The sequence below is a fragment of the Mucilaginibacter sp. BGA-UO-ETr-C110 genome, from assembly GCF_059567985.1.
The window spans coordinates 6,597,724-6,611,933 of sequence record NZ_JCAQPB010000002.1 but is presented as its reverse complement, the minus strand read 5'-3'; the positions used below and the strand labels follow the sequence as shown (position 1 = coordinate 6,611,933).

The window sequence follows — 14,210 nt, the reverse complement described above, 5'->3', positions numbered from 1 at the left end:
GCTCATTTGCTCAAAAAAAATTAAATTTGCTGGTCGATGAAAAAGTTTTTAGGCTATATTTTGTCTCCCTTTGCTATTCTAGCATTTTTTTTGGCACTCCTTATCTTTCATCCCATACAGTGGGTGAGCTTCCGTTTGTTTGGATATGCTGCCCATAAACGCTCGGTTGATGCTTTAAACCTGTGTTTGCTAAGTACGGCTTATCTGTTGGGCAACACGGTTACTTTTATCAATAAGCAAAACCTGCCAACTGGTCGCCCTATTATATTTTTGGCTAATCATCAAAGCTTGTTTGATATACCGCCGCTTATTTGGCACCTGCGCAAATACCATGCAAAATTTATCTCAAAAATTGAGTTGACCAAAGGTATTCCATCCATCTCTTATAACCTGAAACATGGTGGCGGCGCTAATATCGATCGTAAAGATTCGCGCCAGTCCATTGCAGAAATTGTTAAACTGGCCTTGCGCATGAAAGAGAATAAATGGTCGGCAGTGATATTTCCCGAAGGTACGCGCTCCAAAAATGGCGACGTAAAAAGTTTCCAGGTGGGCGGCATCGCTACCATATTAAAAAAATGCCCCGAGGCGCTGCTGGTGCCCATTGCCATCAAAGATTCCTGGAAAATGATCCGCTATGGTTACTATCCGCTCAATACTTTTACGCCTATGACCTGGGAAGTACTTGCCCCTATTGAACCTGGCAACGCACCCATGGAAGACCTGGTACTGGAAGCCGAAAACCGCATTAGGGAAGCACTAAACGCATAATTTCCGCTAAGCTCACCAAAATTTAACTTTTCAAATCACCCTCCTCCTTGCACTCCGCAAGGGAATGCAATTATGCGTCTTCATATTTTTCAGTTCCTATTAAAGATGTTTGTTTGTGTCTTTATCAGCATGCCCTCCTTAAATCATTGTTCAACAAAACCATCCAACGTGTTAATAATCAGTTAAATGTTAACAAATAAATGACGTAGTGTTTACGTTAATATGAAACCTTATCGCTTATTTTTATAGACCCATAAAAAAGGTCGGCAAAAATTTACCTAATACAAATTTTATGACCTGGAGAAAATTCAGTGGCGAGGTTATCCAATCGTCCATTTTAGAGGAGGTTGAAAGAGCGATTGAAAGAGAGGCTGCCCTCGGCAACAAACTCAAAGTATGTATCGGCACCGACTCACAGGTGAAAGGGGCTGTAACCGATTTTGCAACCGTTATTGTTTTTTTACGGGAGCAACGCGGCGGTTTCATGTTCATTCACCAGGAGCGTACCTCGCAAAAAATGAGCATCAAAGAAAGGATGCTGAGCGAAGTACAAAAGTCGATCGACATTGCTTACAAGCTTTGCGATCTGCTTGACTTGTATGATGTTGATCTGGAGGTACATGCCGATATCAACACCAACCCGATGTTTAAATCAAACCAGGCCCTGCATGAGGCTATGGGTTATATTTTAAGCATGGGCTTTGTATTTAAGGCCAAACCCGAAGCTTTTGCCAGCTCCTACTGTGCCAATAAAATAGTGCAGTAAAAAGCGCAAAAGTAGCTGCGGCGTATTTATATTTGATTTTTATACAAATCGAACATACCTATGTCGCCACTAATAGAAATCAACGATCCGGCTTTGTCCGGCGCGAATACCATTCTTATCGACGCCCGTGCCGGGCAGGATGCACACCAACGCTACCTTGCCGGCCATCTGAAAACCGCGGCTTTTGTTGATCTTGATAAAGATCTTGCTTCTAAAGTTACCGATGCTTCTCTGGGCGGAAGGCACCCGCTACCTGATATTCATGCTTTTGCAGCTTTGCTTGGTAAACTGAGTATAACTCCTGAAAGCCATGTAGTAGTTTATGACGACAAGGCCGGCGCTTTTGGCGGTGCCCGTTTCTGGTGGATGCTCAACGCTATTGGTCACAGCCATGTACAGGTACTGAATGGTGGCCTGAATGCCGCGATAAAAGCCGGCATTGAATTAAGCACTGAGGAGTATACACCAACGCCAGTATCCCCTTACCCTGTAAGCGGTGAATTTGAAGGCACGGTTGGTATTGAAGAAACCGGCAGCGCAGCGCATGATGAAAGCCGTATGGTGATAGATGTCCGCGAAACACCACGTTACCTGGGCCAAACCGAACCGATAGATCTGATAGCCGGCCATATCCCGGGCGCACTTAATCTGCCCTATATTTATAACCTGGATGCTGATGGTAAATATCTTCCGGCAGAAACCCTGCGACAGCTTTACAACGATGCCATTGACCAGGTAGACCATAGCCAGGTGATCGTTCATTGCGGATCGGGTGTTACGGCTTGCCACACCCTGCTGGGAATGGCTTATGCCGGCATCATCGGACCCAAACTATATGTGGGTTCCTGGAGCGAATGGTCGCGCAGGGATTTACCCGTTGGTACCACGCACCGGTAAATTATTACCAGTTCAAACAATAAACACTCTCGGATTGTCAGCCTTTTGATGAAATCATACGTATTAAAAACAGAACAGGCCATCCCCATTAGTTTGGATACGGCCTGGGATTTTTTCTCGTCGCCATTAAACCTGGCTAAGATCACTCCACCCGATGTGCGATTCGTGGTAACATCTGATTATACTGCTGATACCAAAATATATCCGGGCATGATCATTACCTATAAAATAGCACCGCTACTGGGCATCAACATGAACTGGATGACCGAAATAACCCATGTAGCCGACAAACAATATTTTGCTGACGAGCAACGCTTTGGCCCTTACGCACTATGGCACCATCAGCATCATTTTAAGGAAATCAAGGGTGGTGTATTGATGAACGATATTTTACATTACGCTATCCCCTATGGTATTTTAGGCAGATTGAGCAACACCCTATTTGTAGCCAATAAAGTAAAGGAGATCTTCGCTTTTCGGGAAAAGGCCATTGAGAAATTGTTTGGGAAGATGCAGGGGTAAGGCCGTTAGAGTCAAGAAACAAGAGTTAAGAATCAAGAGAACAACAAACCCGTCATTGCGAGGTACGAAGCAATCTCTACATAGGCAGGTCAATATCGAAGGTCTACTTCGCTCTGTATAGCATAGGGATTGCTTCGTACCTCGCAATGACGCGTGAATAGATCACATTAAAACAATCCAAAAACATCTCGCATCTTATGCCCATCCTCATCCAGGAATGACTTGGGTACTTCGTGCCCCAGATCTTTGTAGATACGGATGGTAGCGTACTTAGAAGGAATGTTATTGTAAAAAATAAAGGAGTTTGTCGGTGGTGCCAGATGGTCAAGTAAACCAAGCCCTACCATGATGGACGATTTAATAGTTGGTGCAAAGTTCTTGATATCATAATAATCCAGGTTATCCATCACCTTGTTATAGCTCAGAGTGGGCCTGTTCGCAACATATTCTTTAATATCATTGATAGGCCATTCAGCCACACCAGCCAGGTCGCGGATATCACCGAGAATAGGATTTTGGGCCGATACCAGCTTGATGCGGTTATCTAAACCTGCTAATGCCACCGCCAGGAAGCCACCCATACTGCCACCCGATATTTCGATACGGGTAGAGTCCAGATCTGTTCGCGAACAGATAAAATCAATGGTACGTATACAATCCATAATGGCGCCACGCAGCACATATTTATTCTTGTCTTCGATATTGAGGGTAATGTAATCGGGGCGTTTAGGGTGTATCACATCGCGGCTGTTGCCCTGTCCGCGTACATTAATGGTAATGATGGCCAGATCCTCGTCCTCACCCAGCATCGGTTTCAGATCAACCTGGTAGCCAGGCAAGCCTACAAATACCGGAAACTTACGGTTCTTGCTGCTGCCTTTGGGTATAGTTAACCAACCACGTACCGTAATATCATCCAATGACTTCATCTCGAACAGGAAAACACGGCGGTTATCTTTTTCCAATTCTGGCTTTTCAGTTACTTTATAGTTGGGTTTAACGGCTCCCAATTGCGACTTAGCCGTTTGCCAAAAGTTGTCAAAATCAGCCGGACGTGGATGGCTTGACTTGATCTCTTTTGGTCTTATGCCAAAAACACGTTTGGTGGTATCGTCATAATCAGATACATTGATCGTGAAATTGATCTTATAAAAACCCGGTTTCATGGCCGGTATGGTAAAGTTATAGCTGTTACTACTGTTTTTGGAGATCTTAACGCTGATAGAATCCCGCAGCAAGGGTTTACCTGCTGGCGTGGTAACCACGTAAGCCACGCGCCCAGTTTGATCAGTATGATAAGTGTTTTTTACCTCGAAAGTATAACTGGCATTTGAATTAAAAATACCATCGTCGCTGTGGGCTACCAGTTTGGTTACCACCTCTTCATCAGCTTTTGATGCGGGTTTAGCGTTACCTGCAAAACCTATACAGACCATGCAAGAACTGATAAACAGGATAAATATATATTTAATTTTATTCAACGTTTTTACCATCTGGCTATTTACTTAGTATCAATATGATAATTTAACGATGCCGAAATATTACTGCCCGCGCCGGTATTTCTGCCGGTTACAAAAGTTCCACCGCTTATAAACAGGGCAACCTTTTTGCTGAACGAATGCCCGTAACTTACTGATACCTGGTTAAAGGCAAAGTTTTTACTGGTATTGGGGTTTGGTGAAAACGATTTGTTATCACTACTCGCATAAAATCCGCCAAAGCTTAGTGATATCTGCTCCCTGAATTTTTTATCCAGTGTTAAGCCATAAGTAGCATTATACCTATCCTGAAAAACCGACTCATAGCCAAAGTATTCGCGCACGCCGTTCTCCAGTATAAAGTAGCTATTTTTGCCAAACAGGTGCCCGCTGCCCGCAAAGGCAAGCCTTAATTCGCCACCTTTTTGGTTATAACCCAGGTTAAGATTGGTATACATAGGTATAATGGCTGTAGCCTGTAAACTGAAATAGTATTTGTAGTTGATATTGGCCAGATAATACCGTATGCCAACTTCGGCATCCCCAAATCCCGAATTTTTATAGGTTGCCGTGTTATCCTTATAAGTATTAGCCGCATAGGGTATTAAGGCGGACAAGGTAAAACGCCTGCTGAGGCCATATTCGGCGTATAATGATGTGCTTAATGAAGAAAATTTACCATTATCCGCAAAAGGGCCTTTATTACTATTCGAGTCCCATTGCTTATTGGCAAAAAAGTAACTTACCGATGGGGATAAAGTAAGCCTGCCCGGCCTAACCGGAAAACCGCCGCCTGCATAGCTTTTACTTTGCACTACGATGAGCAGCACAACAGCCATTGGTAAGCATTTATATAAAGTAGTTTTAAAGATCATATTTACAAGGTGCTTGATTTCAATTTGCGGGCGTGAAGCAACTCCTTCTTCATATAGTCGCATCGTTCCCATCTTCAGGAGATTGCCTCGTTCCGCGCAAATACCATTTCGTTATTTTTATTGCTATAAATAACTCTCTCAAATCCTTACACGCCATAGGGTAGTCTAATACCGTGCCGTAATCAGGGTATGCGGAATTTTTCGCGAACCCAAAGGTTTTGGAACATGAAATAGTTAAAATCTACCTCATGTGTGGAATTTGGTACACACACAAATTCCTTATTGGTACTGCTCAGATGATTAAATAGTGCCATGCTGCAACGCGGCGGGCAAAACTGATCCAGCAAACCGATGCCCATCAATACCGGGCATTTTACCATCGGTGCAAAATTTTGCGGATCATAATAATCAAACGTGGCATAAAACTGCTCCCAGCTAAATTCAGGGTGCCGGTTTTTATATTGCCTGAACATTTTAAACGGAACCACCTGCTCTTTGTATGATGCCGATATACTGTAATTATCGCGGATGTCTGCATACAATGGTACCTGCATGGTGAGTACCTTAACCCTTTTATCGAGGCCGGCGGTAACTACAGCCAGTGCGCCACCCTGGCTGCCACCTTCTACAAATATTTTGGAGGTATCAATACCGAGATTGGCATGCGAGTACAAAAAATCGAGTCCGCGCAGGCAGTCCATATAAACGCCGCGATAAATGTATTTGTCTTTATCCTGAATGTTGGTTGTGCTATAATTATCGGTGTTGATATGCACCACATCTTTACTATTGCCATTACCACGAACGTTGATATCAAACGCTATATAGTCGTCGTTATCCATATTGGGTTTAAGCTCTACCACATAACCGGGCACACGGTAATGCACCGGAAATTTACTGCCATCGGTAGGGATCACCAGCCAACCACGGATCAGCAGGTTTTCGTATGATTTCATTTCTACCGAGTAAACCTTTTTGTATTTGGTTGACAGGTCCGGACGAAATATCACTTTATACTGCGGCGATACTTTTGACAACTGCTGGCGAGTTTGCTCCCAAAACTGATCAAAATCATCAGGCTTATGCAATACAGAGGTAATGGCCTCAGGGTTCACCCCAAAAACCTTTCGCACCGTATCATCATACGCTGATAAGTTAAACATGAAATTGATATGGTAAAAGCCAGCCCCTTTCGGTGCTACTTTTACGCTCAGACTTTTAGAGCTTCCGGCGCCAACAGAAAAATCGGCCGTATTTTCGAAGATCTTTTTACCATCATCAGAAGTTACAATGTAAGAGAATTTACCTTCCTGTTTTTCATTGTAAGTGTTTTTTACGCTTAGTTTATAGCTGATTTCCTCACCCTCTTTAAATAGCGCGCTTTTGTTAGCCGGTTTAGCATCCAGTATCACTTCGCCCTCCTTATTCTTTTGCTGCAGGGACAACGCATGGGCTTTAACTACCGGGATGATCACGATCAGTAGTATAAACAAGGTCCATTTTAAATATGTATTGATGTTACGCATCGCTAATGTTATATTTTTATAATTGCCAAAACAGAACCACCATAACCTACTCCTGTATTTTTACCAAAAGGTGTATAATACCCCCCTATAAACGTAGAGAACCTGCGGGTAAACTGATGTCCATAGTTTAATGATGGTTTAAAAAACGCGTAATCCCGGGCATTGTTAATGTTGGGATTGAAAGCCTTATTGGAACTGAATGAGCGGAAAAACAACAGTTCCAAACTCAATTGATCATGATGACTGATGGGATAACCCACCGTACCACTAAAGCTCAGCTGATCTGGCCCCTGTACATCAAAATACCGGCGATAAGCCACCTCTGTATTAAAATAGCCTTTACTGGCGATGGATTTGGGCAGGTTACCGCAATACATCAATTTAAGCTCGGCGCCATAATTACCCAAACCCAGATCTGAGGATGGATTTTTACGGTTATAGAGCGGGGCTATACCAGATACCTGTACCGATAGATAACGCACATAATTAAAATTAACCAGGTTATAACTCAGGCCCATGTACAGATCGCCAAGCCCCTGATTGGTTATCTTATCGCCATTAGCAAATTTGTTTTGTGTGTATACATAAGGCACGCTGGCAATAAGATCCAGCCTGCGTGAAATGCCATAGCCTACATAAAGATTGGCCGAGTAAGAAGTAAACCCGGTACCCGGATCGCCTTTGATACGGTGCCCATCGCGGTCAAATCTGTCGGTTTGATGATACAGAAACATGGATGGGATCACAATATCCCGGTATTTACCTATGGGCCAGCTGGCAAATGATCTATAGGGATTGATTCCTATAAAAACCAGTATGCATAAGCAGGATAGTATCAATTTTTTCATCTTTGGTTCAGGGAACTCTTAATTAATTATTTATTTAAACGATTGATTTGGTATGACTCGGTTTATACTTAACCAAAAAATTCGACCGGCGGATATAATGGTTTAGCGGCTCCTCGATCAGTTTAAACAGGGTTACGGATAGTATATTTAATAGGATAAATGCATATAATAAATTCAGACTGTCATACTGAAAAGGTGAGTGCCAGGTTAGCCCCCATTGATCATACAGCTCAAAAACCTGATCATTCAACTGATCAAACCAGGTGTGCATCAGGTTATATATCCAGCCCAGGTGTATTAGGTAAAATATATAGGAGCTTTTACCCAGCAACTCAATAAAAGGCAATGCTAGGAATTTTTTAAATACCGTTGTCTCGGTCAATATGCCATAGAAGAACAAGGCGACCGCTATACATAAAAAATAATTATTGACGATAATACCTATGGGACTTTCTACGCCAGCGGCCCAGCCTTTAGGGATAGGCTGTAATGCCATTACAAACACACAAACAAATATGAGCAGGAAACCGGTATAGGTATAGTTTATCTTATTGGTACGGGTAAAGCCCTTTTTCAATACATAACGGGCCAGTTGTATCCCCACAAAAAACTCAAAGCAACGCCCCAGGAAAGTGAATAACATGACAAAGGTAAAATTGTCAAAGAAACCATGCCAGTTAATATGACTGGATATAAAGTATAATAAAATACCGGTTAAGGTAAGCACAACCGGCTGTATATAAAACTTATCAAAACGCTTGGCGATCAAAAATATAACCGGAGCCGAAAAGTAAAAACACTCCTCTACCGTTAACGACCAGCCTTGCGCTATGCCTGTATCCCAAAACTGATAAAAAAAGCCGCGAACAAATGTAACGTTCATCAACATGAGTGCTATGGGATGCTCATATCCTTTGGTAATGGTTTCGTCCTTGGTAATGAAATAGTAAACAAAGGCCGCCACGGTAAGTAAAAAATACATGGGATAAATGCGGGCCACCCGGTTTTTGAGGTATTGCATAAACCAGGGTTTGTTTAAACCATCAAAATTCTGGTAATACCTGAATGTGATTAAAAAGCCCGAAAGCACGAAGAATATGCTTACACCAATGTGGAACTCGCCCAAAAAGCGTTGCACAATGTGAGGAAAACTTTCATCAAAAACATAGGCAAAATGCGATATGAAAACCAGGTAAGCGGCCATTGCACGTACACCGGTTAAAGCAGGAATGTAGTTGGGTTGCGCTCTTTGTGACAAATCAGGTATAAATTTAACTAATAAACCATTATTTTATAACTAAAGGTTTACAAATCTGATACCACTATTTAATCGGTATATTAGCTTATCACCTAAATCGTCAAAATGAAACTATATTTCCTTGTATTTGCTTCAATGATTTTATCATCATGTGTTAAACCCGTAGACCTCGACACAAAAGAAACCAAATTATTATTTAATCAGATAAGCATTCTTAAAAGAGACATGCTTCCCTATAAGAGAAAGTTTCTTGTTATAGATAGTGTTATTTATAACGACCAATTTATATTAAGGATCTGTAAAGAAAGTCTGATGAAAGACGATATTCAATACATTAAAGCCCAAGTGGCATCACATATTTATATTAAATGGCAACAGTCTGTTTTTGATAGTTTAAAGGTTGTGGATATGAAACTTATTGACTCGTTATCTAAACCAGATCCGTTTATTCATACACCCTCATATATCAGGCTTTCCAAACCATATTTTTCAAAAAAGAGAGATTATTGTTTATTGCTTTACAGCTATTACTGTGGTAATCTGTGCGCAGAATCTGCTGTTAGATTATACAGGAAAGTTAATGGTAAATGGGAGTTTGTTGAATCCTTTGGAAGAATGGTAAGCTAATCTCAATACATTACAAAGCCGAACCTTGTACTACGCCGCGGCTCAGGATCCTTTGGTCAATATAATATTGGATCTCTGATTTCTTAAGGCCCCAGTTAGGTGCTATCAGTAGTTCACGATCACTCAGACCAAACAGGCGTTGTATCACAATATCGGGCCGTACACGGGGTAGCAGTTCGCATAGGAAATCGGCGTACTCATCAATACTGAAAACCTTAAAAGGTTCGCGCTTGTATTTCACGCCCATTACCGAGCCCTCCACAATGTGCAGGTGATGGAATTTTACGAATTTAATTTGCGGAAAACGATTGATCTCGTCGGCATATTTCAGCATCATATCATGCGTTTCCCAGGGAAAACCGAATATGGTGTGCACACAAATATCCAGCTTGCTGTTCTCAACCAGCTTCAAGGCTTTTACCAGTTCTTCGTGATTACAGCCACGGTTAATCTGTGACAGGGTATCGTTATAGATGGATTCCATACCCATTTCCAGATCCACATCAAAACGGTCGGTATAGCTTTCCAGTAGGGCTATCTTTTCCATGTCGATACAATCAGGACGTGTGCCTACACTCAGGCCCACAATATCTTCGGTGCCGTAACTCAAGGCCTCATCATACATCATTTTCAGATAATGCGCCGGGGCGTAAGTATTGGTATTCGGTTGAAAATAGATAATGAACTTATCGGCCTTATTACCTTTACGGGCACGCTCCATCCCCTCCATTACCTGCTGGCGTATGGTAGGCGCGTTGCGGCTTACGGATGGCGTAAAGGAATCAACATTGCAATAGGTACAACCGCCATAGCCTTTGGAGCCATCACGGTTAGGGCAGGTAAAACCACCGTCGACAATTACCTTGAACACCCGCTGCCCTTTGTATTTATCGCGCAACCACGGACCATAATTATTATAGCCCTTTTCCCATACTCCTGTTGTTGACTCTGTTACCTGCATTTGCCGCAAAGATACGTAATTGGATTGATGTGCAAATATACCCGCATTATCCAAACCTTTATAGGATCCCTTACTGCTAAACTTAAACCATTTGTCGTAATTCCCCCCTGTAATTGTCATTTATGCGCATCACGCGCGGTTTAAATCCAACCTACCTTTACTAAAAAAACAATAACTCATGGAAACTACACAATCACAACCTGCAATTACAAAAAACAGTAAAGCATCATTTATTACCGGTACCGTTATCAGTGTACTTTGTATATTATTCCTGCTATTTGACGCGATAGGCAAAATAGTACTCGAAAAACACGCCGTTAGCGCCTCCGCTAAATTAGGCTGGGTCGAGACCACCTTACCGGGGATGGGAATTACTTTATTGATCTCCACCATACTGTACATCATTCCAAAGACCAAAATATTGGGGGCCATTTTGCTTACCGCTTATCTTGGCGGGGCTACCGCTACCATGGTACGCGTTGGGCAACCATTTTACTTTTCAGTAGTATTTGGCATACTGGTTTGGGCAGGCGCTTACCTGACCAATAGTAAACTACGCAACCTGCTGCCACTGGTTAAATAAGTTGGCGGATACTAAATTTATTTAAAAACAGGGTGTCACCCTGAGCTCCGTCGAAGGGGAGAGCGCAGAAGCCCGCCCACCATGCTTTGACGGAGCTCAGCATGACATCCTTTTGAACGATGTCCACTCATGGACCACTATGCCGACCAAACGGGGCCATTTTACTTATAAAAGTGGGTTTACATGGTTTACACTTTTCATGGTTAACATTTGCGTATACAATTGAAAATCAAATAATTAATTTATTTTACCATCAAAATGTGGGTTTACAGTGTAAACCATAATTAGCTTGATGTTACTTAAATGACATAATTAATACATAGAAACATTTCTATGTATTAATATTTTTTATTTACCTTTGTATCGTACAAAGATCATAGGTTAACGAATATGATCGACCGGAAATAATGGACAATAAAAAAATAGAAAAAATATCCAGGGCATTGAGCGATGCTAACCGGATAGCTATTTTACAACAATTTAAAAAGAAGAAGGACTGCCTGTATTGCGCCGAGGTAAATGATCTGCTTGATCTGACCCAGCCTTCTGTTTCCCATCACTTGAAACAACTGGTTGATGCTGAATTATTGTTGCCCCAAAAAGAAGGCCGCAACTTGAAATACGTACTGAATCAGCAGGTATTGGACGAGTATATAGCCTGCCTGACCGAATTGAAAGATTAGTTTCCTCTTCCCAAAAAGAAGAGGTTTATTTTGACCTTATACATCGAAACATTTGAATATTTAAATACTAAAATCTATGAAAAAATCTATCTATATCATGGCCCTGGGGGCATTCGGCATCATCACCACCGAATTTGGGGTTATCGGCATACTGCCTATGCTGGTAAAGGAGTTTCATATTTCTATTGATACGGCAGGTTGGCTGTTAAGTGCCTTTGCCTTGACCGTTGCCCTGGCCGGACCGTTCACCAATATGCTTACCGCTAAAATGAACCGCAAAACCATCATGTGCCTGGTACTGGGGATCTTTGTGATATCCAACCTGCTTTCGGCAATAGCGCCTAATTTTACGGTACTGATGATAGCCCGTATTTTACCTGCGTTTTTGCACCCGGTGTTCTGGGCAGTATCTATGACAGCTGCCTCTAAACAAGCCGGACCGAAAGATGCACCAAAGGCCATTGCCATAGTAATGGCCGGGTTAAGCGTGGCTACTGTACTGGGTGTTCCATTAACTACGTATATAGCCGATCTGTTTAGCTGGAGGGCTTCATTTGTTTTATCCGCCTTAATTAACCTGTTAGCCTTTGGCGCGCTGGCCCTATTTGTGCCATCTATGCCGGTTAACGAAGCCGATGCAAGTCCTAAAAGTCAGGTACAACTTTTGGGCAAATTACATATCTGGGTAAAACTCTTAACCGCTACCATTATATTGGCCGGTATGTTTGCCACCTACGGTTACCTGGCCGAATACCTCAACAAGGTTTCGCACATGAACGGTGTGCAAATTAGTATGATGTTGCTGGTATTTGGTGGTACAGGTATCATTGGTAACTGGCTTACAGGTATCGCGCTCAGTAAGAATATAATGGTTACCAGTCGCTTATTTTTATTAGCATTGGTCGTAATGCATGCGCTGGCTTACCAGTTTGGTGGATTGTTTATCCCAATGGTGATCATTTTATCAGTATGGGGCTTGGTACATACCGGGGGCTTTTTAGTAGCCAATTTACTGGTTATCGATGGTATACACGGCACCGCGCTTGATTTCATCAACAGCCTGCTGCCATCTTTTTTTAATGCAGGTATTACCGTAGGCACTTTGCTGGGAGGCTTTGTTATTGCCCATTATGGCATCCACCAGGTGATCTGGATGACCATTCCCCTGTTAATACTATCCCTTGGCCTGACTTTTATTAAACAAAACGAAAAAGAAAAGGCTACCGAAAATGTAACAGCAGAAATTGCAGAACCAGAACCCGTAGAGGCTCCTGTTTTTGAATAATATCTTACTTGATAATTATAAAAAAGGGCCACAGGCGTATTGCTTGTGACCCTTTTTATTTTGATCAGCTTAATTGCTTTGGTTTTTGGTTTTGAGCTGCGGATTCAACAACCTGATGGAGCCTTAGCTGCCTGGTCTCCGGGCGCTTCGCCAACACCAGCCACTGCAGGATCCGCTTTTTATCAGAGCGGCTCAATCCTAAAAAATAGACTTTAGCGACCGGTTTTTTATCGAATTCTTTTTCGAGATCAGGCGGAATGATCAGCTCTTCCACTTCATCCAAAATCGACCAATAACCATTATTTTTGGCAGCTTCAATGCTCTCAAAGCCGGCTTTGGCCATCAATCCTTCGTTAATAAACCTTTCCGCTTTCTCTTTATTGATCTTGCTCCATACACTTTTAGGTTTTCGTTTGGTGAACGACTGCATATAACTTTCCTCATCAAATGATCGGGCCAGGCTATCAATCCAGCCATAACAAAGCGCTTCCTCAACCGCCTCGTCATGATTGATCCCTCTCCCGCCAGCATTCTTTTTTGAGCATATAACCCATATAGTTTCGCCGCTATCATGATTTTCATGCAGCCAATTCCGCCATTGCTGCCGGCTTTCGGGCGAAATTGTGTTTACTTCCTTTGCCATTTGGAGTTATGCTTTATTAATAGCACCCAGAATCTCCAGGTAATGCGGATTATACATAATGCCCAACACATTGCCAAACGGATCAACTACCGAGGCGGTAACAAAACCGGCGTCCCCGCGCTTAGTGATCGGTTCGTACTCTTTGGCACCCATAATTATTAGCTTTTTAAATACAGCCTCAATATCATCAACATGCCAAAAGGCAATGGCGCCGCCAGGACCAGTAGCAGCTACTTTCGGTGCGTATTTACGATCGATAAAGCCCAATTCATGTTCATAATCGCCAATGCGAAACTCAATGTATGCCGGGTTACCCGTGGGCGGAAAAGCAAAATAGGCATCGATACCCAGGAGCTCGGCATACCATTTTTTCGCGGCGGTCAGGTCGTCGGCAAAAAAGCAGGTGGTAGCAAGCCCCCTTAATGTTTGTGTTGCAGTCATTTATGATGTTTTAAGGTTAATAATAACCAAAGCTAAAAAAGCAAAC

At 42.5% G+C, this 14,210-nt stretch carries 16 protein-coding genes; 8 read left to right on the top strand and 8 right to left on the bottom strand.

The genetic code is table 11. The features are described 5' to 3' along the window. Positions 1–36: 36 nt before the first annotated feature. The 4 genes from AC57BQ_RS28460 (at position 37) to AC57BQ_RS28445 (ending at position 2,956) form a co-directional block, all read left to right on the top strand. Entirely contained in the window at positions 37–771 is a 735-nt protein-coding gene (locus AC57BQ_RS28460; RefSeq protein WP_496409441.1) for a lysophospholipid acyltransferase family protein, read from the top strand. 292 nt (positions 772–1,063) lie between these two features. Beyond that, positions 1,064–1,537 (top strand): ribonuclease H-like YkuK family protein, encoded by a 474-nt coding sequence (locus AC57BQ_RS28455; RefSeq protein ID WP_090473820.1) that lies wholly within the window; start codon positions 1,064–1,066, stop codon positions 1,535–1,537. Positions 1,538–1,597: 60 nt separating this feature from the next. Beyond that, positions 1,598–2,434 (top strand): sulfurtransferase, encoded by an 837-nt coding sequence (locus AC57BQ_RS28450; protein ID WP_496409440.1) that lies wholly within the window; start codon positions 1,598–1,600, stop codon positions 2,432–2,434. A 48-nt stretch (positions 2,435–2,482) separates the two neighbouring features. After that, on the top strand, positions 2,483–2,956 hold the full coding sequence (locus tag AC57BQ_RS28445) for an SRPBCC family protein (protein ID WP_496409439.1): 474 nt from the start codon (positions 2,483–2,485) through the stop codon (positions 2,954–2,956). Between the two features lie 167 nt (positions 2,957–3,123). Here the strand turns inward: AC57BQ_RS28445 and AC57BQ_RS28440 are convergent, their stop codons facing one another. The 5 genes from AC57BQ_RS28440 to AC57BQ_RS28420 all read right to left on the bottom strand — a co-directional run bounded on the left by AC57BQ_RS28440 (position 3,124) and on the right by AC57BQ_RS28420 (position 8,941). Continuing rightward, positions 3,124–4,437, bottom strand: a complete 1,314-nt coding sequence (locus tag AC57BQ_RS28440; RefSeq protein WP_496409438.1) for an acetylxylan esterase — start codon at positions 4,435–4,437, stop codon at positions 3,124–3,126. A gap of 20 nt (positions 4,438–4,457) precedes the next feature. Beyond that, a complete protein-coding gene (locus AC57BQ_RS28435) occupies positions 4,458–5,273 on the bottom strand; it encodes a hypothetical protein (RefSeq protein WP_496409437.1) in 816 nt (271 codons plus the stop codon). A 218-nt stretch (positions 5,274–5,491) separates the two neighbouring features. After that, entirely contained in the window at positions 5,492–6,835 is a 1,344-nt protein-coding gene (locus AC57BQ_RS28430; protein ID WP_496409436.1) for an acetylxylan esterase, read from the bottom strand. An 8-nt stretch (positions 6,836–6,843) separates the two neighbouring features. Next, a complete protein-coding gene (locus AC57BQ_RS28425) occupies positions 6,844–7,683 on the bottom strand; it encodes a hypothetical protein (protein WP_496409435.1) in 840 nt (279 codons plus the stop codon). 34 nt (positions 7,684–7,717) lie between these two features. Beyond that, positions 7,718–8,941, bottom strand: coding sequence for an acyltransferase family protein (locus tag AC57BQ_RS28420; RefSeq protein WP_496409434.1), 1,224 nt, complete (start codon positions 8,939–8,941; stop codon positions 7,718–7,720). Between the two features lie 105 nt (positions 8,942–9,046). On the opposite strand from AC57BQ_RS28420, the gene AC57BQ_RS28415 reads away from it, so the two are divergent. Continuing rightward, a complete protein-coding gene (locus AC57BQ_RS28415) occupies positions 9,047–9,568 on the top strand; it encodes a hypothetical protein (protein ID WP_090473828.1) in 522 nt (173 codons plus the stop codon). A 10-nt stretch (positions 9,569–9,578) separates the two neighbouring features. Here AC57BQ_RS28415 and mnmL read toward each other — a convergent pair whose 3' ends face one another. Then, positions 9,579–10,529, bottom strand: coding sequence for a tRNA modification radical SAM protein MnmL/YtqA (gene mnmL, locus AC57BQ_RS28410; protein WP_496409499.1), 951 nt, complete (start codon positions 10,527–10,529; stop codon positions 9,579–9,581). A 178-nt stretch (positions 10,530–10,707) separates the two neighbouring features. Between mnmL and AC57BQ_RS28405 the strand changes: the two genes are divergently transcribed. The 3 genes from AC57BQ_RS28405 (at position 10,708) to AC57BQ_RS28395 (ending at position 13,080) form a co-directional block, all read left to right on the top strand. After that, complete coding sequence (locus tag AC57BQ_RS28405; protein ID WP_496409433.1) at positions 10,708–11,112, top strand: DoxX family protein; 405 nt, start codon at positions 10,708–10,710, stop codon at positions 11,110–11,112. A gap of 407 nt (positions 11,113–11,519) precedes the next feature. Beyond that, positions 11,520–11,795 carry an ArsR/SmtB family transcription factor gene (locus AC57BQ_RS28400; protein WP_090473831.1) on the top strand — a complete coding sequence of 92 codons (276 nt, stop codon included), beginning with the start codon at positions 11,520–11,522 and terminating at the stop codon, positions 11,793–11,795. 76 nt (positions 11,796–11,871) lie between these two features. Continuing rightward, a complete protein-coding gene (locus tag AC57BQ_RS28395) occupies positions 11,872–13,080 on the top strand; it encodes an MFS transporter (protein WP_496409432.1) in 1,209 nt (402 codons plus the stop codon). Positions 13,081–13,144: 64 nt separating this feature from the next. On the opposite strand, the gene AC57BQ_RS28390 is transcribed toward AC57BQ_RS28395, so the two are convergent. Together AC57BQ_RS28390 and AC57BQ_RS28385 are read right to left on the bottom strand one after the other, a co-directional pair. Beyond that, positions 13,145–13,723 carry a YdeI/OmpD-associated family protein gene (locus tag AC57BQ_RS28390; RefSeq protein WP_496409431.1) on the bottom strand — a complete coding sequence of 193 codons (579 nt, stop codon included), beginning with the start codon at positions 13,721–13,723 and terminating at the stop codon, positions 13,145–13,147. A 6-nt stretch (positions 13,724–13,729) separates the two neighbouring features. Continuing rightward, positions 13,730–14,164: a VOC family protein gene (locus tag AC57BQ_RS28385; protein ID WP_090473834.1), complete on the bottom strand. Its 435-nt coding sequence runs from the start codon at positions 14,162–14,164 to the stop codon at positions 13,730–13,732. Positions 14,165–14,210: the final 46 nt, after the last annotated feature.